This is a genomic window from Bacillus sp. JJ1773, assembly GCF_036962035.1.
In the GTDB taxonomy this organism is placed as follows: domain Bacteria; phylum Bacillota; class Bacilli; order Bacillales; family Cytobacillaceae; genus Cytobacillus.
On the sequence record NZ_JBALNX010000020.1, the window covers coordinates 1 to 23,694 of the forward strand.

Here is a 23,694-nt window from a genome sequence, read left to right on the forward strand (position 1 = left end):
GGTTTAAATTAGATAAGTATCGTTCATCTCCATTATTCTCAAATATAATATTATGTGTATAGATTCTCTCGTAGTAACTTTTTATATCAAGTTTTAGTAAATTATCGAATACGCTAAGTAAAAAGAAATCTTTCTCAAGTTGCTCATCATATACACCTGTAGCAAAATCTCCTGTTATAGTATTTGGGACTAGCCTTTTGCGCGAATCAAATGTAGATGTGTCATTAAAGGAATCATAACTTTTAAATTTATTAAATGCACAATAAAAATTTAATAAATTTGGCATTTTAAGAACTCTATATTTATTTTCATTTTTCCATACTCGAAAGTTTATGGGTTCCGTCCAACTAATATCCTCAAGCTGTAGTTCATTTATATTAGGCTGAAAAATTATATTATCAATATTTAAAAAATGTCTAATTGGATTCTTAAAATTATAGTATGTATTTATTCCCATGTTTCTCCCTTTCGTTAATAATTGAAAATCAATTTAATACTAACCCTCATTAATTTAAAGGTTTAAAGAAACCATACCTTCCTTGATTACGATCTTTTGTGAATTCTATATAATTTATTTGTTCCTTTATATGGCCTAGAGGTTCTTTATTTTCAATAATTATTATAAACCTTCCTCAAATCCCTTCATCTTAATTATCTCCAGACATGCATTCCACTTAATTAATTCTTCTTCATTTAATAAAACAGGAAGTTTTTCTGTTAATCGGTTTAACAGTTCCCCCATTCCCCGAATACCCCATGATATGGAAAGTCCAGAACCTACAATAATTAGTGGTCTTTTTTTATGAAATCCTGAAGTAAAATAAGACCGTCTTCCAACTCCAACGTATCCATCCCCTTCCAAATTTCTACATATACACCAATATTTCGACGACCAATTCATTATTACCTTCTAATTAGAAAAATAAGAACCGTTCACTTTCACTGTTCTTTATTTGTTTCCTATTTATTTAGCTGTACAAGTTAGCTATATCACTGGAACCAAAAAAGGTGCCTAACCCCCGGCATGCTAAAGCTTACCGTATTGAGGATCAGGCACCTTAAGACATAAGAGGATCAAGGTAGGTTTCCTATTTTGATACGTCTCTGATTATAACTAAAGATACTTAAATACACGACAAAGCCCCATACAGGATCAATACTCCTTATGGGGCTTCATTATTTTTTTAATAACTCACCGGAACAATCCCAGAATCCGTTTGATACCCAGCCAGCGGGTAAGCTGGAATCTCTTCTTCCCAACGATCTGGATTAACCTTTTGTACTTCACCTGTGGCTAGACCGTAAAGTAAGGCTTTTAATCCAAGATAATTTTGTTTGATTAAATGCCCGTTTGATTTTTGGCCTAGATTTCCATCTCTTGTATTTCCTTTCGTTTCAAAGAAGATGGCTGGATTGCTGTGATTTGTTGGATTGATATTGTCGTAGTTTAAGCCCATCATCATAGCAGAAACAACTCCGCCTTTGATGTCAATCTCGTATCTCTTATCACCACTGCCGGTTTGGTAACGATCAATATGCATATACCCGTAATCTTTTAATGCATCGTATACATAGACGTTCATTTGGCGTGTAAGGTCATTGTATAAGCCGTCTTTAATACCTGGTAAAGTCGGTCCATTTGGTGCTAATGAAACTCCAAGAGACATGGATGTTGATTCATTTGTTCCGTAAACTGTTTTAAATCCTTGATGGTGAAGATCCACAGCGAAATCTGGTTTCACATCTGCCCAGTATTTGTAGAAGACAAGTGATTCTTTTGCTTGAAACCCGTTTTCTGCCCAATCACGATTTAAATCAATCGTCATAGCACGACCTCTGTTGTCTACTCTAGGTTGTCCATTTTCATCATGAAGCAGAGTTGTTCGTGTGTTCATGATGCTTCCATCCGGATTATACATAGGGATTGCATAAATAGTTGTTTCTTTTAAGATCTTTTCAATATCTTTGGATCCGCTACTTCCAAAGGTTTTTAATAATTCTAATACGGCATCCGTTGTTAATTTTTCATCTCCGTGAATTTGAGCTTGTACCCAAATTTTAATTGGGCCTGTACCCACTTTAGCTGCGTAGAAGCTTCGGTTCTGTTCACTCTTTCCGTATTCATCTAACGTGAATACTTCTACTTTCCCTTTACTTGTGTGTTCGATTTTCTTCAGTTCTTTAATCATGTCATCGTATGTAATCATACTGTCCATACTCGTGTTTCCATTTGTCGATGGACCACCAGGAACGGTGTCAGCTGCATTTGCTTGAGATGTTAACAGAGCTGACACAAAGAACATTACTACGACAAAAGACATCCATAATTTTTTCAACACAAACCCTCCCAAACTATCATTATTTTCAATTACAATACCAGTATATTTGAAAGAATATTTAAATAAAATGGTGATTTTGGATTATTCTGACTAATTAAAGGTAGGGATTTTGTCTGTTTTATTGAATGGTAAAGCAGGAAGGAAGGAGTACTGTACTTGTATTGAGGGTCAGGCACCTTATCCTTAATTAGAACGAACAGCCTATAAATTTCTTCCAATAACCTCTAAGCAAATAGCATACTATTTTTATTAAGTCACTATTATAGATGGGAGTTGCAATGATTTGTTACGAAGGGAAAAAGCTATTATTATTGGCGGAGGTATTTCTGGTAAATTGGCTGCGCGTGTACTCTCTGGTTTTTTCCAAGAGGTAATTATTATAGAGCGTGATTCAGAACCATTTGGACCTTTTCCGAGAAAAGGCGTACCACAAGGCGAGCATATCCATGCTCTTCTTTTTGCCGGTGCAAAAGGTCTCGAAGATCTATTTCCTGGTATTACTGAGAAGTTTAACGCAGGCGGAGCTGTTAAAATTAATTCCACCCAAGACATTGCATGGTTTCATCATGGGGTCTGGAAACTTCGCTTTGTTGGAGACTACACAACCATTCTTCAAACACGCCCGCATTTAGAATGGCATATTGAACAATATATTAAAAGTATCCCAAACGTAACCATTCAGTACAGCCAAAATGTTCAAAATTTTGTATATATTGAGGAAGAAAATCGAATGACTGGAGTCGAAATAATCGATAGTAACGACTCCATAAAAAGAACCATATATGCGGACCTGATTGTGGATGCAAGCGGGGCAAGCAGTCTTTCTTCTAGATGGCTAAAGAAACGAGAAATACATATTCCAGAGGAAACGGTTAAAATTGATTTAAGTTATTTTACAAAAACCCTTCAACTCCCTGACAATCAAAAAAGAGACTGGTCTATTAAACTTGTATATCCAACCCCTCCCTTTGAAAAAATCGGCGGGGGCATCTCGAAGATAGAGGGAAATCGTTATTTAGTCACGTTAATGGGATATCATAACGAAATAAACGAAAAGGAAATACTGAAAAGTGACAACAGCTTTATAGAAATAGCCAAAAAATTACCAAAACTGGACATCTATCAAGAACTAAAGGATGCCACTTCTTTATCCAGCACCTCTACCTTCCGTGTACCGAATATCACTTGGAGAAGATTTGATAAGGTAAATCATTTTCCAAACGGTCTTTTGATGATTGGGGATACAATATGCCGAATAGACCCTTTTTTTGGGCAAGGTATGAGTATTGCAGTCATAGAAGCGCTAGCATTAAAAAAATTGCTCATGAGCCAAAATCACATAAATCAAAAAACGATTGAAACCTTTCATCATGAGGCTGCGAAAATCATTTCCCCGATTTGGAATATGGTGATTGCGGAGGATTTTCGTTATCCGGCTACTATCGGGAAAAAGCCCGCAGCTCTTTCTCTTCAGCAATGGTATGCAAAAAACATTTTTCTTTTGTCATCTGAGAATAAAGATGTCTACAGCTCTTTTGTTAATGTTATGCACCTTCTTAAACCGACTTCCACTCTTATGCATCCAAGAATTATAAAAAGCGTGATGAAGCGGACATTTACAAAAAATCGTTAATATTTTTTCTAAAGTAATATGATTGATAAAGACGATTTTCGGATGAAAAGATTATTTACCTATAAGTAAACTTTCAATTGGTACTGATTAATGCCCTTGTCTATTTTTCAACTATAATAAAAAGTGCCAGGCACCCTCCAATTTTCTGGAAGACACCTGACACTTACCTTTATTTACCCACTACATACCAGACATTATTTACCCCTTGGCCCAATATGTCTCCAGGCTGCTCGTCTTTAATGAAGTAATAGAGCGGATAGCCCTTGTAGGTTGTCTGCTTTTGTCCATCCTCCCGTATGATGGTTCCAAAATCCTTCTCGTGATAGCCGCCCGAGGCCTTTATGTTTTCTGCATAGAACGGCGGCCAATTTTCAAGACATTTTCCTGAACAATTACTAATGCCAGGCGTATCCTTTGTAAAATAATATAGTGTCATTCCGTCACGGTCTGCTAAATAGGTACCTGCTTCAGGTAAATTAAGCACTTGCAGCTTGTAGGAACGTTCAGCGCTGAATGTATTGGCGATTGTGCCGCTGATTACATCAACTAAAGAAATCGATAAATCACGATTCAGGACATAGGCACGCGCACCATCCTGGTTAAAGACAATTGCTTGGCGCGGCTCTATGAATCCTTTAATGGTTCCAGTAATTTGATTGTCTGAAGCGTTGATCATATGGATGGTATTGTCCACTTTGCTGCTGGCAAAAAGAAGCTTGCCATCTGGGGACAGAGCTGCCCCGTATGGCTCACGCCCAACCTGTATTTCATGGACGATTTCACCCTGCGGGATGTCGACGACAGAAATACTGTCGCGCCCGCTGTTTGCTGCATACAATGTATTTCCATCCGGACTAACCGAAATAGCACGAATCATTGAAAAACCAGTTAACTCGCGAACGATTGATTTTTTGTCAGCATCTACGACCGAAACCTTGTCACCTTTAAAGTTGGTTACGTAAACATATTTTCCATCCTTTGAAACGACAATTCCTTGGCGCGGCTGTGCAAATCCTGTAATAACAGCTGTCGGCTTACGGTTTTTCAGGTCGACAACGGTTACGGTGCTGTGGGCCTGGTTGTTTACATACATCGTCCGGCCATCAGGGCTAACAGCCGTACCGAATGCTCCTGGTCCAACTACTATTTCATCTGTCAGACGTAATGTTTTTGTGTCGTAAAATCGTAATGTACCGAGCGAACTGTCAGAGACAACAAACTGTGACCCGCCATCGATAAATACGATATTCCGTGGCGTTCCAAAGCCATCAAGCTTCTTCCTCAGCTTGTCCTTCACCAAATCAAAAACAAGAATGACCTGTTCGCGGCTGTCCGATACCACGACAGTCTTTTCATCGGGGCTTACCGCAAGCGAATTATTGGTTATGTGGCTGTCAAAACCTGTGGTATCCTCTGCTCCCTTTTGGTCATTACCGGAGGCAAAAATCGACGTCGGCAGCAATAATAGAATTACTAGAACTGTGGCTAAAAAACTTCTCCATTTCATCTTCATCTAATACACTCCTCAAAAAAATTTACTTTCATTCTAGTAAACGTTTGGTTTTTGATATCGGTTTTAGATTTATTTGAGAAGGTCTAGATATTACTATTTATTGAGGGGTATTAAATAGAAAATGCCAGGAAGCTCCCTAAGTCCTTGAAAGTTTCCTGACACCTATTAATCTACCTTCGTAACATTCCTTTAATCCAGGTACTTATACGTTCTTCTTCATCTAATATTCTCACAGAACTAATTATATTCTCTATCTGAATTGCTTTAATGTACTTTTGACATGGAGGATAGACGAGTATAAATTCATATATTGATATTGAAAAAGTTGTCGTCCCTTATCAATTATGATAAGGGTATTTAATTGGTCGCTTTAACAAGAAAATTATCGGTTGTCTTTATCGTTGCGTATAAGCTTCCAAGCGCTGCCATGAAGGCGTTATGGACACTTTCTGCCTGAATGGTTTGATTGTTAAAGGTGAGATCGGGGCATGTACATGCATCTTCAATGACCGTACACTTGAACCCAAGGTCAACCGCTGCACGACTTGTTGCATCGATGCACATATGGCTCATCATACCAACGATAATCACATGTTCGATACCAATGCTTTTTAAATCAGCTTCTAAAGAAGTATGTAGAAAGCTGTTCGGGAAATGCTTTACAATCACCGTTTCGTTTTCAAAGGGTACAACACTTTGGTGAATATCCACTCCTTCTGTTCCTGCTACAAAAAATGGCACTTGGTTATCCTTGAAAATGTGTTGAATGTGAAAAAGTGGGAGATTGTTTTCACGAAAATAATCTAAGATTACTCGTGCATTTTTCGCAGCTTTCTCTGTTTCATGGAGAGGCATTTTACCGCCTGGAAAATAATCATTTTGAATGTCAACAAGTATTAATGCCATTTTATCCATCTTCATTGTTTCCTCCTCTGTTTAAGGGTTGAATCGTCATTATAAGTAATATTCGCTATTTAATAAAAAATCACCTTTTTTTGAAAAAGCCCCCACTGTATTAATCGATTACCGCAGTGGGGTCAGGCAACCCAAATGAAGATGAAAGAATTTCCTGAATGTTCTCCAATGATGGCAGGGCTGCCATTGCTCCTCTAGCTGTTGTCGTAATGGCCCCACAATAGGTGGCAAATTCCAGAACGCTTTCTAAAGTTTCCTTTTGATTTAAATATTCACGTAAATTCCCTTTTTGAATATTTAATAAGGACAGCCGATATAATAGCCCTCCAACAAATGCATCACCTGCTCCAGTGGTATCTATTGTTTGAACATGAGGAGCGGAAATTGTACCAGTTACAGATTCCGTATAGTAACTGCAGCCATCAGCCCCCTTTGTTACTACGATTAAAGAGATTCCTAATTTAAGAAGTTGCCCAACAGCTTCACGCTCATAGTCCGTTTCCAAAAGAAATGTTAACTCATCCTCACTTATCTTCAATATATCTACTGAATTCAATAATGGCAAAACAGTGGATCTTACTTTCTCTTTACTAGACCAGAAAGGGAAACGTATATTTGGATCAAAACTAATTAATGCTCCAGCACGCTTGGCTAGTTCGATGCTTTTCTCTGTCGCCTTACAGCTAAAAGGGGATGATAAAGAATTGGAACAGAAATGAAAGATTTCATCACCTGCAAACCAGGATTTATCCACTTCCTCGGCTGAGAATAGCATGTCTGCTGATGGAGATCCATAAAACTCGAAATCTCTTTCCCCTTCTTTATTAAGTGAAACAAAAGCTAGTGCAGTTTTTGCCTCTTTCGTAAAAAGTAAATAATCTGTATGAACTTGATAACTTTTTAAACATTCGTTTAAAAAATGCCCAAAGTGATCATCTCCTACTTTACCAGCAAAAAAACTATTTCCCCCTAACTTTGCTCCTGCCACAGCAACATTAGCCGGCGCACCTCCTGGCGACTTTTTAAACATTTCAACTTGTGCTAATCCAAGACCATTTTCTGTCGGAATAAAATCAATTAAAGCTTCTCCAAACGAGATTATCTTTTTCATTAAATAGATCATCCTTTTAAAGTTTTATATATTTCACTTTGTCATGGAGTGAAATCCATGGAAAAGGGTTAAAACTCTTTACTTCTCCCTTTTCTTCACAAAATATACATGTCGACTTGTAGCCTTTGATTTTCGGCGCACATCAGCATTCGATTATTTTCCCTATTTAATTTTGCTATATTCAAAATCACTTAATGCAATATAGAATGGGTGTCGCTAAGCACCAATTATGACAAACGAATCTAACTATTAATGACATAAAAAGGGGGCCTGTCCCCCTATGTTTTAAAGCATTACTTTAATGGGGGTCAGGCACCTTTAACAGAACAAAAGGTACCTGACCCTGTGTATTAAATGGTGGTTTTGGATTATTGTGACTAATTAAGGATAGGGATTTGGTCTCTTTTATTGAATGGAAAAGCGGGAAGAAAGGATTGCAGCGCTAACAAAAGGTGTCTGTCCCCATCGTATTTAAGTATCACAATTTTATTACCGAACACTGCTTAGCAGGATAACTTCCTATTAAACTAAAAGCGGTTTAATAAAGTGAAACTTCAATCAGTGGGGGTTTTTTTCATCCCCCACTGATTGTTAGTTGAACCAATCGGGCCTTTACGGGCAGTTGACCCCCACTTACTCTTCATTATTTATACTCGAATCCTTGAAGTGGGGGTCTTACTGCCCGTTAATCTGCGATAAATGGAGAAAACCTAAAGGAGCAGTATTAAGTTTATCGGCTGTTGTTAAGTTGCATGTAATTCAAGCTGGTGTAAATACTCTACGCCGATCGTGGTAATTTTAGTGCCGGATCTTCCCCGGCCTTTCGTAATGAAGCCTTTGGTTTCGAGGTAATCCAATCGTCTGCGAACTTGCTGCGGCGATAAAAAAGAACCGGTTTCCTCGCTAACCATTGAAATATGCTGTCTACTTGCCGGCTTTCCGTTATCATTACAGTGTTTAATCGTTTCGAGGATAAACTTATATTCATATATTTCTAATAAATTGTTAGGAATTGTATAGCTCGTTACTATCTCTTGCTTCCGATTTTTTTGAATACGGTTGTAAGGAATGTCTTTCAGTTCAATCTTATTTCCATCACAGATGGTGAGCATATAGTCAATCGTGCTTTTTAATTCACGGATATTACCTAACCATTCGTGTTTTTGCAGCTGTTCTGGGAGATTTTCTTCAACCTTGACCCATTTTCCGCTTTTCGTAATAAAATGTTTGACCAATAACGGGATATCCGTTTTTCGATTTCGAAGCGGTGGAACAGAAAGCGTAAGAACGTTCAAGCGGTAAAATAAATCAGAACGAAATGAGCCTTCTTCCGATTTTAGTTGAATGTCCTTATTTGTGGCCGCGATGACCCGGACATTTATGGGAATGACTTTTCTCCCTCCGATTCGCCGCAATTCTTTCTCCTGAAGGACCCGTAATAAATGGGATTGAACGGCTAGACTAATATCGCCTATTTCATCCAAAAAAATCGTTCCATTATCCGCTAATTCGAACAACCCTTTTTTTCCGCCTTTTTGCGCACCAGTAAAAGCCCCTTCCTCGTAGCCAAACAATTCGCTTTCAAGTAAATTTTCGGTTAAAGCACTACAATTGATGGCGATAAATGGTCCGTTTTTTCGCATTGAATGAAGGTGGATCGAGTGAGCGAATAATTCTTTTCCCGTCCCTGTTTCCCCTTGAATTAAAACCGGATGCTCGGAGAGGGCCAGTTTTTTGGCAATTTGTTTCGTTTCTTTGAGGAGCGGGTGGTCCCCAACGATATCATCGAAGTTGTATTTTGCGTAAAATCCTTTGTTTTTCAATTCCCTCTGCGCCATTTTTTCAACTTCAAACGCTTGATGAATACTCTTAAAAGTCGCCACGATTGTATCTTCCGTTTCCATTTGATGGCGGAAAATAACAAGATCCACACCGTAAATCGTAAAAAATTTACTTTCTTCATTGCTATGTAAGATAAAGTCGATAAGATCTTGTTGGACAATCACTTCCTCCAATTGCTTATTGATGGCGTCATTAACAGGAAGATGAAACAAGGCCCCTAAGCGCCGATTAAAAACAGTGACCCGATGCTGTTTATTAATCGCTATAATGCCGTCATCGACAGTGTTGACCACGTTTTGAATATGCTGCTTCATTTGTTTTGCATTTTGTTCCGCGAATGATAGCTCCCGTTGTAAATCAATGATGTTACGAATATATCTTTCTGAAATCAATGACGAGATTTTTTCGCCTAAACAAAAGTATTCTACTACTTTTAAAATCGTAGCCATATCAAACAGCCGAACTCCAATATCAATGACATTATTAATAGAGGGCGGACAAAGATGGGTTTCTCCGGGAGATATGGCGATATCGATATTTTTATAAAAAATTTGGTCCTTCTTATATGGGATGAACCGTAAATGATCAATACCTAGCTGATAAAGCGATTCGATCACTTCAATCGTTGCGGAATCATCATCATTGACAACGAGAACATCAGAATTTACCGGTATTTTTAATAGCTGGTCGATGAATCTGTGATGGATTGTCCGTTTTCCGACCATCATTTCTTTGCCGGTAATCTGACACGCCTCATTCGCTTCTAGCCTTGTCACCTCTGATGAGAACAAAAAGAAATCATCGGTCAGTTGGGTGGGTAGCCCTTCATCAGTGGAGTAAATCTCAATTTGGACGTAATCTCCCAATAACTGTTGCAGCTGTTCATGCAAAACTTGTTTTGTCTGCCTGCTGCCTGCAATTAAGGTAAGTGATTGTTTGATAGTAGAACCCTCCCTTTGCGTGATTCTGGTTCTTTTATTCTACCAAAAGGAACCAAAAAGAACCAATATAAAGCCCTTAATGATTTAAATTTTCAGAATTTGCACACCCCTCGAATTGGCACAATAATTGCATATAAATTAAGTGTCATTCATTAATATTCTATAAAGGAGATGGGTTAATGAGTCAATTGAGCAAGAACGTGGAACCGGAAACCACGCCTAAAAAGAAGCCGGTGCAAATCAATGCCTTTGCGTTACTATTCGGAGTAGTTGTCGTGGCGATGATTTTAACGTGGGTTTTGCCAGCCGGGGAGTACAACCGAGTAGAAGTAGATGGCAGAACCGTTGTTGAGGCGGGTTCATTTCAATGGACGGAATCTTCACCAGTAAATCCATTCGATATGGTGAAAGCCATTCATAAAGGGATGGTGGAAGCCGGCGGTATTATTTTCTTTGTTTTAATCATTGGGGGATTTTTTGGTGTATTCAAAGCGACTGGGACCATTGATGTCTTAATTGCCACAATGGCGAAAAAACTAGCGAAACGGGAAAAGCTGTTAATCCCAATAATGATGCTGTTTTTTGCTGCTGGAGGATCATTAATGGGGATGGCCGAGGAGGGGCTAGCTTATATACCTTTATTAATTCCGCTTGCCATCGCCCTTGGCTTTGACACGATCACTGGGATGGCCATTGTGCTCCTTGGTGCGGCTGCTGGTTTTACAACAGCTGTTATGAATCCATTTACAGTTGGTATTGCTCAAGGAATTGCAGAACTTCCATTATTCTCAGGGATTGGATTACGCCTAATCTTGTTTGTTGTTGTATATCTTGTTTCTGTGATTTTTGTTTATCGTTATGCGATGAAGGTAAAACGAAACCCTGAATTAGGTTTTTATGGTAATTATGACAAATCAGTTGCCGACGAGCTGCTGAAATCAAATGTGCAATTGACAACAAAGCACAAGTTAATTCTTGGAGCATTTCTATCAGCCTATGTCGTTCTAGCATACGGAGTAATCAAATACGAGTGGTACCTTTCTGAGATTGCGGCGTTATTTATTATTTTAACAATCATTATTGGCATCATTGGCAGACTTTCTGTTGATAATCTTGTGAAAAACTTTATGAGCGGGTCCGCTGCTTTAATAACCGGTGCGTTAATTATCGGGGTATCGCGGGCGACATTAGTTGTCTTAAACCAAGGGCATATCGTCGATCCGATGCTGTACGGTGTATCGGAAGCGATTAGTCATGTTCCGGGAACGATCAGTGTTATGGGTATGTATAGTTTCCAAACGGTGATTCACTTTATTTTAGCATCTGGAAGCGGACATGCGATGTTAACAATGCCTATTATGACACCGCTCGCTGATTTACTTGATATTACAAGACAGACTGCTGTTCTATCCTTCTCATTTGCTGATGGAATCGGAAATATTATTTTCCCAACTGCGGGTACTTTAATGGCTGGGTTAGCGATCGCTGGGATTCCATGGACGAAATGGGCAAAGTGGGTTTTACCGTTAGTAATTATCCAATTTGTAATTGGCTTAATTGCAGTTGTTGTCGCACATCTAATCAATTATGGACCGTTTTAAAAAGAGCACATCTAGAGTGTAACGCAGGAGGGGAATATAGTGCTTACTTTAATTAAAAATGGGGAAGTGTATGCACCTCATTATTTAGGCAAGAAAGATATATTACTAGTTGATAGTAAAATCGGTTATGTAAGAGAATTCATTGAACAACCTGATAATTTTGTTCCTATTACGGTTATTGATGCTTCGGACAAAATCGTTGTCCCAGGATTTATCGATGCCCATGTTCATATCATCGGGGGCGGGGGCGAAGGTGGCTTCAAAACCCGGACGCCGGAGTTGATGTTAACTGATTTAACCACTGCTGGCATTACGACCGTCGTCGGACTTCTTGGTACGGATGGGACGACGAGACGAATGGAAAGCTTGCTTGCGAAAGCAAATGGCTTAGAAGAAGAAGGCGTGACATGCTTTATTCATTCAGGTTCGTACCAGTTGCCAGTAAGAACGATCACAAACAAAATCGAGGAAGATCTCATTTTTATTGACAAAATTATCGGGATTGGCGAAATTGCCATCGCCGATCATCGGTCATCGGAACCAACGGCTGATGAAATTGCAAGAATTGCTACCGCAGCCCGAAATGGCGGGATTTTAGCTGGTAAGGCCGGCCTTGTTGAGATTCATCTCGGCGATGGGGCAGATAAGCTCTCTTTGCTTGAGGAAGTCATTGAAAAGACGAATATTCCTATTTCCCACTTTCACCCAACCCATATTAACCGGAATGAAGATTTATTCCTGGCTGGGATTGAGTATGCCAAAAACGGTGGTTACGTTGATTTTACGACGAGTTCCGTTCCACAGTTTTTTGAAGAAGGAGAAGTGAAGTGTAGCGAAGGGTTGAAGCGGATGCTTGATGCCGGTGTGCCGCTAAAAAATATTACTTTTTCGTCTGATGGCCAAGGCAGTCTGCCTACTTTTAACGAAAATGGAGAATTAATTGGTCTTCAAGTTGGAAAAGTTTCCTCCTTATATATGGAGGCGCGAGATGCCGTCATCAATGATGGAATTTCATTAGAAACAGCCCTGCAAGTTATTACATTAAACCCTGCAAATGTGCTTAAGCTTTCGAACAAGGGTCGCATTGAAGAAGGAACAGATGCTGACATTGTTTTACTAGATAAAGAGACTCTAGACATAGACACTGTCATCGCCAAAGGGAAAGTGATGGTTGAAAACAAAGTGCCGGTTGTAAAAGGTACATTTGAATAAAAATTGGAGGGATTAAGGTTGAGGAAATTATCCATTATTTGCGTTCTTGTGTTAACAGTGTTTGCCTTAACGATATCATCATTTAATGTAGAAGCAGCTGAGAATAATAAAAATGTAACTAAGAATGCTGGTTCGCTCGTCATTGTTGGTGGTGCCCTGGATTCAGATAATGAGGCGGTTTACAAGAAATACTTAACTTTAGCCCAACAATATAAAGGGAAGTCTCTAGAAGATATTGAGATTGCGATTATTCCTGCTTCTAGCGCTGAACCGATTGGAAGTGCTAATGCATATAAAGAGGATTTCATTCACTACGGTGTTTCCGCAGCAAATATTTATACGGCACCCATCGCAGTAATCGATGATCCTTCGACAAAGGACGTGGATGAATCTGCGTGGAAGGATAACGGAAATAGTCCCGAAATAGCGAAAAAAATAGAAGAAGCTGACGCGATTTGGTTTGTCGGCGGTGATCAATTACGACATGTTAAAACGTTAATGACATCAGATGGAGAAGATACAGTCGTATTACAAGCCATTCGAAAAATATATGAAAACGGCGCGGTTCTTGGCGGTTCAAGTGCAGGTGCTGCGATTATGAGCAATCCGATGATTGCGAATGGAACGAGCGTCAGTGCCTTAACGGAAGGAGTTCATCTTCTTAAACACTCTGATCAAGAGGTAGATAACGATCAACTGTATCTAACTACCGGTTTCGGATTTTTTCCACATGGAATCGTTGACCAGCATTTTCTAGAGCGCGGTCGTTTTGGACGTTTGCTTGTGGCAACCCAATATAATAAAACACGTTATGGCTTTGGAATTGATGAAAATTCCGCCATGGTATACCATGGCGCAGATGACAGTATTGAAGTTGTTGGTGAGAGCGGTTTATTAATCGTTGATTTACAGGAGGCGACAAAGCCTAAGGGTAAGCGCTTTGCGATGAACAATGTAACGATGCACTACTTGGAAAAAGGCGACCGGTTCAACGTATCTGCTGGTACGTTCGAGCTTAATAAAATGCACGAAACAACAAAAGGGATCGAATACTATAGCAAAAATCCAATGGCAACCGATATCTTCGGTGCGCAAGTATTAAAAAAAGTGCTAACTGAAGATCTCATCGATAACGAGGCCCAAAAAGCAGAGGCCATTTGGTTTGATATGGAAGACGACAAAAAAGGAATTGGCTTCAAATTTACCTTTAGAAAAACAAACAAAACGGAAGGGTTCTGGGGCAGAATTGACAAAGTCGGATCATATGCCGCATTAAACGTTAAAATGGACGTTGAACCAATTACAATCAAAATCCAAATAGATAAATAAAATACCATTGCAACAGAGACTCTAATCTATACATGGGTTAGAGTCTTTTATTTTGAAAACATACTAAGAGATTCTCTGACTCTCTTCCTCTTAAATCCAAGCATACAGACCGAATTTATAATCTGTATGATCATTAATTGTGAAATTGTACCATCGAAAAAGTTCACTTCAATTTATTCCTAAATTTACAATCTATCTGTGTTAGAACTAAAAACCCGCTCATTTTCCAAAAAGAAAGTAAGCGGGTTTTTAGCTTTCTACAAACTCAGTCTGTTGTCGTCAGGGACGCCTGGACTTCTGGAGTGATTGTCGGGGAAGGATAATTAATTCTTTCCCCGAATTCCACCCAGTCGAGATTGGCCATCATCAGCAGGTAGCGCTTACCGCTTTTCGGGTCGCTGATGATTAGGTGGTCACGACCAGCCGTTTCTACACGTCCATGGTAAACCATCGCATTCCATTGGTTGTTACCTTGGTAAGTAAAGTAGAATGTACCAATCTTACCTTTGTTGAAGCGTAAAATATTTTCGATAAATGATTCTTCCATCGCACCTCCGAGAAGTTGCTGTGCAGTACCTAATGGGACCGTTGGTACAGAATATGAGGGTCCAGCTGGCATAGCCGTCGGGAAGCCAACAGATTGTGTGCCACTGCTACGCATCATAGAATCTGGATAATAACCAGGATAATAACTCACTGGATAATAACTAGAGTTTCCACATGTCATGAAGATCAGCTCCTTTTTAATTTATCTATAAAACTCTTCACAGTAGCCTGGTACAGCCACATAGAAGCAATGATTCCTGTAGGCATGATCGAACGTCGTATTGGGGGATCTTGGCATCGTGGCGGTACAAGGAGCTCGGAATTTTTTCCCCGGACTGGGGTTAAAAAACCACAAATTCATTCTAGACCGAGGTTCCCTATAACCATGCAACAAATTCCTAGCCCTTTGGAGGTCAGCATCTTTGGGACGTTGTGTATACAATGTTCCATTTAAGACTGGCTCGAAATGAGGAATTCCAGTCCCAGGTATAGTTTGATAAATCGCATGTCTGATGTTGCGCAACCCTTTGAAGTCAGGAGCACAGTCAGCTTCGACTCGATTGGACACAACCGTTCCTACCATGCTCATCCCTTTGGGTCCTTCACCGATCCCTTCCGCCAGCATAAGCCTAGCTAACTGCTCCACATCATTTGAAGTATGTCTTATTCGTCTACCCATTTTCTCCCTCCTCCGGCTTATACAAGTAACTTATTACCTGAAGCTGGTTTTGGTAACTTGCCTATCAGCCCAAATACTTGCTTTCATCCGCTTTTCAAACTACAAATACAAAAGCAGCCGCTCAAAATATAAAAATATTTATAAATACATAGATGATGAATCCTATTTCCTACAGTTTTCTTCCTTAATGACTTGTTCTAAAAAATTAATCTTAGAGCCAATAGCACTCTTACTGAAATATAAACCATAAGAAAGACTAGCTACTTGGCTGTACTTAACTCTTAATTTGCTAAGTTTATTATAGGAAATTTCAATCCTCCCCCTGGCAACGCAGAGAACCATTTTATATTTACAAAAACTTAAAGCCTTTCCAAATGGAAAGGCTTTTCTCACTGTTACATCTCGTATTATTCTTTTCTTACAGGCAGTGAACAGCACTCCACATGTCTAGAGTGTATAAGGCGCTTGCGTTTACCATACCCAAATTCCAAGAAAACAGAGATTTCCCCTCTGGCTTAACTAATCTGTTTTAATTCCTTAATCGTTTTTAACAGATTCTCTGTTTCAATATCCTTTGCTAACATTTGCTGGATAGGCTCCACAATTTGTTTAAAAGGCTGAGGATCAATTTGGTATATTTCTGCTCCATCTTGTAAAGCGATTTCCTTGTACACTGCTTCCTGATCATATAATGCTTGTCTTTCCTCTTCAACAGCTACTTTAACTGCTTCCATAAGAACTTTTTTCTGTTGTCTCGATAAAGCCGCATATTTCTTACCATTCATTAACAAAAAGCGAGTTGTATAATCGTGACCCGTCTCCGTGATATATTTTCCATTATCTGTTTTATGATGGTTCTGTTCAACAAAGTAAGTATATGAATTCTCTGCAAAGTCAATCGTTTTTTGTTGGAGTCCTTGGTAAACTTCACCCCAAACCATAGAGGTTGTAATGGCACCTATTTTTGTTAAATAGTCCGCGGCAACACCTGTTGTTTGTGTTCGTACGGTCATTCCCTTTAAATCATCTAATCCAACAATAGGTTTCTTTCCATAGTAATGTCTTACACCTGCTGACAAATAACCTAAAACGTGTAACCGATTATTTGACTTTCTTTTAATTAGAGAAGAAATGTACCGTCCAACTTTCCCATCAACCGCTCTCTCCCAATGCTCATAGCTGTCAAAAAGATAAGGTAAAGTCAAAAGATCAAGTTCATTAATCCCTGTCCTTGATACCACATTTGGGGAAACCACAATGACATCAATGGCTCCTTTTTGCAGCTTGGTCAATAATTCAACTTCATTTGTTCCTAGTGTCCCAGGGTGAATTTCAACTTGAAGCGTTTCATTTGATGCTGTTTCGACTACTTCTTTAAATTTCTGCATCCCTAAATGATAAGGATTTTCAAGAGAGGTTTGATTATGTGCAACTGTAATCTTAAATTTTTCTCTCTTAAATGGACCGACTCTCCGGAAGAGTTTTTCATAAAGTTTTCTTTTCTTTTGTTGATGACTAAGAATGGGATTATGCTTCCAAAGATTCGTATCTTTTGTGATCTTTGTAAAGTAATCCCCCATTGATTTTTGATATTCATCAAAAAATTCGATGGAACGACTTATTTTAAGGCAAGCCTGTGCATACTTTACTTTAAATTCTTCCTTATACATATCAAGGCCATTACGTTCGATATACCGATCTTTATCAAGAATAAAATCATTAAAATGATCGATTTCCTCTAAATAATGGATCACCTCAACATAGACATGACCGTCTAATCTTGCTGCCACTGGTAAAAGTTTAAGGCTATAAGTATTTTTTAACTCCTTAAGAGTTTCAGAGTTTATCCCTACAGCTTCTGGGTGTTCAATTACAGGACCAATCATAGTTTTAAATTCTGAAAGGAATTTTTTACTTTCAATTTTCACATTATTAATGGCTTCAATTTTTTGAGGAAAGGATTGAATAAATTCACTTTCTAAGCTTTTGTCAAAAGCCTTCTTATATGAATTATCAGAATGTCTTATCGTTAAAGACACCCCAACAAGTGTTAAAATTCCTCCTAAAATTGAACCAAAATAGGCTAACGTATCTGGTTCAGCAATCTCTAGATTTAGCGCCCTAATAAATGTCATCGGAATGATTGGAAAAACAATTAAGATAATGATTACTAAAAGGTTAGTAGGTCGCAAGAGTTCTGTCAGCTTCTTTATCATGGTAATCCTCAACTTTCAATAAATTTCAATGATTAGTATACTATGTCTATTTTCGGTTGAAAATTTGTTTATATATTTTTACATTTAGATTTAAATCTATTAAACCACCTTTTTAAGTAATGTATTCTAGAGTAACACGAGTAGATACCCGTCCAATAAAAAAGCGAAAAACCCATATTTGTCTTCTGTGGCTTAATTATGTAACTATTACTAATCAATTTTTTCTTGAGATTCTCTATTATTTAGCCCAATTCAAAAAGAACGCCCTTCTTATTCAAGATAGGCGCCCTAATTGTGGAATTTAGAACAACATCAACTCTTTGTTTTATACATCTTGATGACATCTATCATCATCTTTGCTGCAATTCTATGCCCATAAAACTGATTAACAGTTCCTGTAAAGTAAAGATCAGTCTTTGGATGGTAAAACGAAAAAGCACCTGTTTGGCCCCAATGTCCAATTAAACCCTCTTTAAATTGTTTAAAAGATATGGGCTGACTTGCAATCCCAACACCATAAAAAAATAATCCTGGACCAAAAAGAATCTTCCAATTTCTTAGCTCATTGAAATATTCTTTAGGAAAAAAGTGACCATTTATAAATGCCTTTAAAAAAACCATAGATTCTCTCGCTGTCGATACAATGCCTCCCTCTGGTCCTATGGAAGACATGTATAGAGGCAAATGCAGTTCCTTATCTTTAAAATAGAAAGGTGCTGGCTTTACATCGTTCAGTTCTTCAAATAGGTATGTTGTCTCTAATGTTAGTTCATCAAAAATAACCTCCTTGAATACTGTATGAATATCTTTTTCCGTAATTGTTTCAATGATTTTCCCTAAAAGCTGATAATTGGTATCAGAATAATGAGCCCTTTTTCCAGGGACAAATTTCGGTTTTTTCTGTTTTGCACTTGCTATGGTTTTTTCAAAGCCCCAGCTTTGATCGTTCCCTGCTGTTAATTCGGCAATCACATCACTAGTAAAATAATCAGGAATTCCCGATGTATTGGACATTAAATGTTGAATTGTTATTCCCTTGGAGTAATCTATACCTTTAAGCATGTGGAGTTCGTGTAGGATATCATTAGGTAAATATTTGGAGATTTCATCATGAAGTTGGAGGTTATTTTCTGATCTTAGTTTCAGCAAGACAGCCGTTACATATAATTTTGTTACGCTAGCGATGAAATAGGGCCGATTTGTAGTTAGATTTCCAGCAGCACTTGTAACAGATAACGATTCATCCCCCTTTTCAACACATAATACAGCACCGAAAATGTGTTTCTTGGATACAGCAGTTAATACTAATTCATCAATAAAGGTTTGATTAATTGTTTTTAACAATGGAATCCCCCAATCCTTATATTAGCTATATAATGGCTTTCAATTACCCTTATTTCTTCATTATTCGTGTGAAAGATAAATAATTCCCGATTTTGATTTTCTGCATTGACATGCGCCTCCGATTCATATTAATAATTTTAGATATATTATATCATTTTTACATGTAAAGTAGCTCCTGCTCTATTTGTATAAAAAGCATTACCGTTTCCGAAATTAGATAATCAAGAACTCGATACTACATCAACAAAATATATACAGATTGTCTTGAGGCAATATCAAACCTTTTACTTTTCAATTAATCGGTTTTTAAAAAATTGCAACCAGAACTTTTATTTTTCACTAGGTTTTACGCAGATCTGCTCCCATATAATAAACAAAAAAGCGCCTCTCCAAAGAAAGGCTACTTTTTTTTAACATACATGTTTGGTTACTTCTTAATTATTGATAAATTTTTCAAAGACTTTAATACCAACAAATGTGTAAAGCTGGCGAAAATATTTATCCTGCTTTATCAAAAGTGAGTGACTTTCCTTTTGTTTCTTTTACTAACATGATACATGAAATAGAAATGATACTTGATGCGACTAAATAAATTGAAATTGGGATGGAGCTATTAAATTTAGTTAGGAGACTTAATGAAATTAATGGAGCCAATGATCCTGCTAATATTGGTGCTACTTGATAACACAAAGACAAAGCTGTATATCTGATGTGAGTTGGAAATAACTCTGTCATTAATGATGAGTATGGTGCATACGTCATCGATTGTATGAATAAACCAATCGTAATGGCAGACATAATTAACCAATCATTTCCTGTATCCATCATTGGAAATCCAATAAATCCCCAAAATGCGGTTAAAATGGCTCCTGTAATATAGATTGGCTTACGTCCCCAAACATCGCTTAAGTGTCCCATTAATGGAATAAAGAAAAAGTGAATAGCATGGGCACCAAACATTAATATTAAAATTTGTGTCGTATCTTTACCGACGACAAGTTTTAAATAACTAATGGAGAAAGTTACAACTATATAGTATAAGATGTTTTCTGCAAAACGAGCTCCAATACCAGCAATAATAGCCTTTTTATGGTCTTTCAACACTTCTATAATACCTAATTGTTGTTTTTCTAATTTAGCTTGTTTTTCTTGTGCCTCTTTGAAAACAGGGGCATCATCAACACTTTTACGAATCCAAATACCAATTAGTACGACAACTGCGGAGAACCAAAATGCTACGCGCCAACCCCAATCCATAAATTGCTCGGGGCTTAAGCTTTTAGATGCAATTAAGAGGATAATTGTTGCTAATAAATTTCCTAATGGCACGCCTGTCTGCGGCCAACTTGCCCAATAACCACGTCTATTACTAGGGCTGTGCTCAGATACTAAAAGAACAGCTCCTCCCCATTCTCCGCCAAAAGCAAAACCTTGAATTAAACGTAAAGTAACGAGTAAAACAGGAGCCCAATAACCAATACTATTGAATGTTGGAAGACATCCCATTAAGAAGGTCGTAATTCCAACAATAATCAAACTGACCTGTAATAACGTTTTACGCCCAATTTTATCACCAAAATGACCAAAAACAAGTCCCCCAATAGGTCTAGCTAAAAAGCCTACTGCATAGAGAGCAAATGCTGCTAGGATGCCGTCAATAGCGCTTCCAGTTTGTTGGAAAAACAATTCACCAAAAACGAGGGCAGATGCGGTACCATATAAGAAAAACTCATACCATTCAGCTACAGATCCAACCATAGATGCAGCAACAACTTTTTTTAACTGCTTATTTTCTGTTTTCGCCATATTTACTCCCCCAATTATGTCAACTCAGATTTTTTATGAATTAACGTACCAAATCACTTTTGTTTGCACATATTGTTCAAATGCTTCTAAGCCGTTGTCTTTGCCACCGAAGCCAGATTGTTTAAAGCCACCAAACGGTGTGGTGATATCGCCCTCGCTAAAGCCATTTACAGAAATGGTTCCTGCTTTAATGGCACGTGCCACGCGCATCGTCCGGTTTACATTTTGACTATAAAAAGAAGCAGCCAAACCGTAAGAGGTGTTATTGGCAAGAGCTATGGCTTCTTCTTCCGTTTCAAACGTGCTAACCGCTAAAATAGGACCAAAGACTTCATTTTGAAACAAGGTCATATTGGCAGTTACATTGTCAAAAATAGTAGGTTCGATGTACCAGCCACTACCCACATCACTGTGAATGTTGCCGCCAGCTACTAAGCGACCACCTTCTTGAAGAGTTATATCCAAGAACGCTTTCACTTTATTAAAGTGTGCTTCTTCAACCATGGGGCCAATGGCAACCGACTCATCCATGGGGTTGCCTACTTTCCAGCTTGTTAAGCCAGACTTTAATTTTTCTAATAATTCCTCTTTAATGGATTCATGTACAATTAATCGTGAACCGCAGCTGCAGTTTTCACTCATATTCCAGAAGGCGGCAGATAGAATTTGTGGAACAGCCACATCCAAATCAGCATCTTCAAATACCACTTGCGGGCTTTTGCCACCGCACTCTAAGACAATTTCTTTAAGGTTACTTTCTGCTGAGTATTTCAGGAAATATCTCCCTACTTCAGTTGAACCAGTGAATGAGACGATATCCACATCCATATGCCTCCCCAATGGTTCGCCTACTTTTTCACCCAAACCACACACCATGCTTAAAGCGCCTTTTGGTACACCCGCTTCATAAGCAAGTTCAATCATACGGTAAGCGCTCAGTGAAGTTAATTCAGCAGGTTTCACAATCACAGAATTACCAGTGGCTAAAGCAGGTGCCACTTTCCAAGCAAACATTTGCGCGGGGAAGTTCCAAGGCAATACAGCACCAACCACACCAATCGGTTCAGTGACGATCAAGCCCAAGGCATCTTTACCCGTAGGAGCGACTTTGCCAAATAGTTTATCAATCGCTTCGGCGTACCAATAAAATGTATCGATTGTTGCTGGCATGTCGGTATTTAAACATTCAGTAATGGGCTTACCAGCATCCACGCAATCCAACGCAGCCAATTCCTCGCTATGTTCTTCTAGCAATTGTGCCCAGCGAATCATCACTTTTTTGCGCTCACTAGGGGATAATTGACTCCAAATCCCAGCTTCAAATGTGTCTCTCGCTACCTTAACAGCCGCATCCACATCCTGTGCATCCCCATCAGCGATATAGCCAATTAAACTGTTGTCGATAGGGGTGCGGTTTTCTAATTTGCCTGCAGCGCTCGTAAAACCATCAATTAAGTTGCCTGCCCATAGTTTGCCTTCTTTGGCGAGGGCAAAGACTTGTTCTTTTGTTACGGTCATTTGTCTCTCCTCCAATGATTATTTAAAGAAAGCCAAGAATTCTGCTTTTTCCCCTTCAGATAATTCAGATAAAGGCAGGCGTACCGTACCAACATTGATTTCACCTTTTAGGCAGCCTAATTTTGCCTTTTGGTTGTAGTTACCAGACTCCATTGAATGAATCGCAGGGTAAATCTCGCGCATAATTTGTCTAGCCTTGTCCCAGTCACCAGCTTGAGCAGCATTGAACATGGCGACTTGCTCTTCTGGAAACACATTACCTGCACCAGCAATCCAGCTTTTCGAACCCCAGAAGAAAAAGTCTACGGGTTGATCATCACAACCGCAAATCACTTCAAAATTCTCAAATGGGGTTTGTAGTAAGCGTAAAGCCCGGCTAAAGTCACCACTGCTCTCTTTAATAGCGACAATATTTGGATTCTTTGCCAAATGCACCACTGTGTCATACTCAATTTCAATGCCAATGCGAGCAGGAAAGTTGTACATGATAATAGGTAAATCCGTTGCTGATGCTACAGTTTCGTAATGCGCAATCACACCATTTTGATCAGGCAGGCTATAAGGAGTGGGTGAAAGCATTAAACCCTCATAGCCCAACTCTTTAGCTTGCTTGGCACGGTTTACTGCCCCTTCGGTTGATAAATCATTGATACCGGCAATCAATGTTACACGACCTTTGGCGACTTCTGCTACGGTTTTTAAAACGGTTTCACGCTCTGCTTCGTTTAATGTGTAATATTCGCCAGTGGTTCCACACACCACCAAGCCAGCAACACCTTTATCAATAAATCTGTTAGTCAATTGTTTTAAGGTTTCTACATCCAAACTTTTATCACTATTAAAAGGGGTAACCAAAGGAACCAAAATACCATGAAAATTCATCGTCATTCTCCTTAAATAATTAATTTTTTTGAAATAGATTACTTGATTAAAAGAATCTTTATTGAAGTACCACTTCAATTATTTAAGATAATAACACACTGAATTTTCGTTGTAAACGTAATTTTTTGAATATTTTTTTATAAAAATATCTCTTTTCTTCATCTGTAATTACATACTATTTAAGTGCCACTTCAGTGCAAAATTTAATAGAACTATTTGTTTATGGCATATATTTATTTACTAAATTTCTATTAATCAATTACAGTT

The 23,694-nt window shown here is 38.4% G+C and carries 19 protein-coding genes; 5 read left to right on the plus strand and 14 right to left on the minus strand.

Going from position 1 to position 23,694, the window contains the following annotated elements:
• From V7127_RS04500 to V7127_RS04510, 3 genes are all read right to left on the minus strand, one after another.
• On the minus strand, window positions 1-457 hold a 457-nt coding region (locus tag V7127_RS04500), incomplete at its 3' end, for a hypothetical protein (RefSeq protein WP_335483926.1).
• Window positions 458-619: 162 nt separating this feature from the next.
• Complete coding sequence (locus tag V7127_RS04505; RefSeq protein WP_335483928.1) at window positions 620-901, minus strand: hypothetical protein; 282 nt, start codon at window positions 899-901, stop codon at window positions 620-622.
• Between the two features lie 283 nt (window positions 902-1,184).
• Window positions 1,185-2,336, minus strand: coding sequence for a M14 family zinc carboxypeptidase (locus V7127_RS04510; RefSeq protein ID WP_335483930.1), 1,152 nt, complete (start codon window positions 2,334-2,336; stop codon window positions 1,185-1,187).
• 286 nt (window positions 2,337-2,622) lie between these two features.
• Between V7127_RS04510 and V7127_RS04515 the strand changes: the two genes are divergently transcribed.
• Window positions 2,623-3,972 (plus strand): NAD(P)/FAD-dependent oxidoreductase, encoded by a 1,350-nt coding sequence (locus V7127_RS04515; protein ID WP_335483932.1) that lies wholly within the window; start codon window positions 2,623-2,625, stop codon window positions 3,970-3,972.
• Window positions 3,973-4,141: 169 nt separating this feature from the next.
• Here the strand turns inward: V7127_RS04515 and V7127_RS04520 are convergent, their stop codons facing one another.
• The 4 genes from V7127_RS04520 to V7127_RS04535 all read right to left on the minus strand — a co-directional run bounded on the left by V7127_RS04520 (window position 4,142) and on the right by V7127_RS04535 (window position 10,129).
• The gene (locus V7127_RS04520) at window positions 4,142-5,485 is read right to left on the minus strand and encodes a beta-propeller fold lactonase family protein (RefSeq protein WP_335483934.1); all 1,344 of its coding nucleotides are present in this window, start codon (window positions 5,483-5,485) and stop codon (window positions 4,142-4,144) included.
• Window positions 5,486-5,842: 357 nt separating this feature from the next.
• Complete coding sequence (locus tag V7127_RS04525; RefSeq protein WP_335483936.1) at window positions 5,843-6,406, minus strand: cysteine hydrolase family protein; 564 nt, start codon at window positions 6,404-6,406, stop codon at window positions 5,843-5,845.
• Window positions 6,407-6,500: 94 nt separating this feature from the next.
• Window positions 6,501-7,511, minus strand: coding sequence for a PfkB family carbohydrate kinase (locus tag V7127_RS04530; RefSeq protein ID WP_335483938.1), 1,011 nt, complete (start codon window positions 7,509-7,511; stop codon window positions 6,501-6,503).
• Between the two features lie 743 nt (window positions 7,512-8,254).
• Window positions 8,255-10,129, minus strand: a complete 1,875-nt coding sequence (locus V7127_RS04535) for a sigma 54-interacting transcriptional regulator (protein WP_335483940.1) — start codon at window positions 10,127-10,129, stop codon at window positions 8,255-8,257.
• Window positions 10,130-10,134: 5 nt separating this feature from the next.
• Here V7127_RS04535 and V7127_RS04540 point away from each other — a divergent pair, with 5 nt between their 5' ends.
• The 4 genes from V7127_RS04540 to V7127_RS04555 all read left to right on the plus strand — a co-directional run bounded on the left by V7127_RS04540 (window position 10,135) and on the right by V7127_RS04555 (window position 14,436).
• Complete coding sequence (locus V7127_RS04540) at window positions 10,135-10,281, plus strand: hypothetical protein (RefSeq protein WP_335483942.1); 147 nt, start codon at window positions 10,135-10,137, stop codon at window positions 10,279-10,281.
• Between the two features lie 192 nt (window positions 10,282-10,473).
• Window positions 10,474-11,895, plus strand: coding sequence for a YfcC family protein (locus tag V7127_RS04545; protein WP_335483944.1), 1,422 nt, complete (start codon window positions 10,474-10,476; stop codon window positions 11,893-11,895).
• Window positions 11,896-11,934: 39 nt separating this feature from the next.
• The gene (gene iadA / locus V7127_RS04550; RefSeq protein WP_335483946.1) at window positions 11,935-13,107 is read left to right on the plus strand and encodes a beta-aspartyl-peptidase; all 1,173 of its coding nucleotides are present in this window, start codon (window positions 11,935-11,937) and stop codon (window positions 13,105-13,107) included.
• Window positions 13,108-13,125: 18 nt separating this feature from the next.
• Complete coding sequence (locus tag V7127_RS04555; protein WP_335483948.1) at window positions 13,126-14,436, plus strand: cyanophycinase; 1,311 nt, start codon at window positions 13,126-13,128, stop codon at window positions 14,434-14,436.
• Between the two features lie 265 nt (window positions 14,437-14,701).
• Here V7127_RS04555 and gerQ read toward each other — a convergent pair whose 3' ends face one another.
• From gerQ to dapA, 7 genes are all read right to left on the minus strand, one after another.
• Window positions 14,702-15,163, minus strand: a complete 462-nt coding sequence (gene gerQ / locus V7127_RS04560) for a spore coat protein GerQ (protein ID WP_335346824.1) — start codon at window positions 15,161-15,163, stop codon at window positions 14,702-14,704.
• Between the two features lie 21 nt (window positions 15,164-15,184).
• Window positions 15,185-15,661 carry a cell wall hydrolase gene (locus V7127_RS04565; RefSeq protein WP_335346825.1) on the minus strand — a complete coding sequence of 159 codons (477 nt, stop codon included), beginning with the start codon at window positions 15,659-15,661 and terminating at the stop codon, window positions 15,185-15,187.
• 515 nt (window positions 15,662-16,176) lie between these two features.
• Window positions 16,177-17,877: a TRAP transporter substrate-binding protein gene (locus tag V7127_RS04570; protein WP_335483950.1), complete on the minus strand. Its 1,701-nt coding sequence runs from the start codon at window positions 17,875-17,877 to the stop codon at window positions 16,177-16,179.
• 312 nt (window positions 17,878-18,189) lie between these two features.
• Window positions 18,190-19,221 carry a serine hydrolase domain-containing protein gene (locus V7127_RS04575; protein WP_335483952.1) on the minus strand — a complete coding sequence of 344 codons (1,032 nt, stop codon included), beginning with the start codon at window positions 19,219-19,221 and terminating at the stop codon, window positions 18,190-18,192.
• A gap of 498 nt (window positions 19,222-19,719) precedes the next feature.
• Window positions 19,720-21,027 (minus strand): fosfomycin efflux MFS transporter AbaF, encoded by a 1,308-nt coding sequence (gene abaF, locus V7127_RS04580; protein ID WP_335346210.1) that lies wholly within the window; start codon window positions 21,025-21,027, stop codon window positions 19,720-19,722.
• 33 nt (window positions 21,028-21,060) lie between these two features.
• Window positions 21,061-22,545: an aldehyde dehydrogenase gene (locus V7127_RS04585; RefSeq protein ID WP_335483954.1), complete on the minus strand. Its 1,485-nt coding sequence runs from the start codon at window positions 22,543-22,545 to the stop codon at window positions 21,061-21,063.
• Window positions 22,546-22,563: 18 nt separating this feature from the next.
• Entirely contained in the window at window positions 22,564-23,427 is an 864-nt protein-coding gene (dapA, locus tag V7127_RS04590) for a 4-hydroxy-tetrahydrodipicolinate synthase (protein ID WP_335483956.1), read from the minus strand.
• Window positions 23,428-23,694 lie beyond the last annotated feature (267 nt).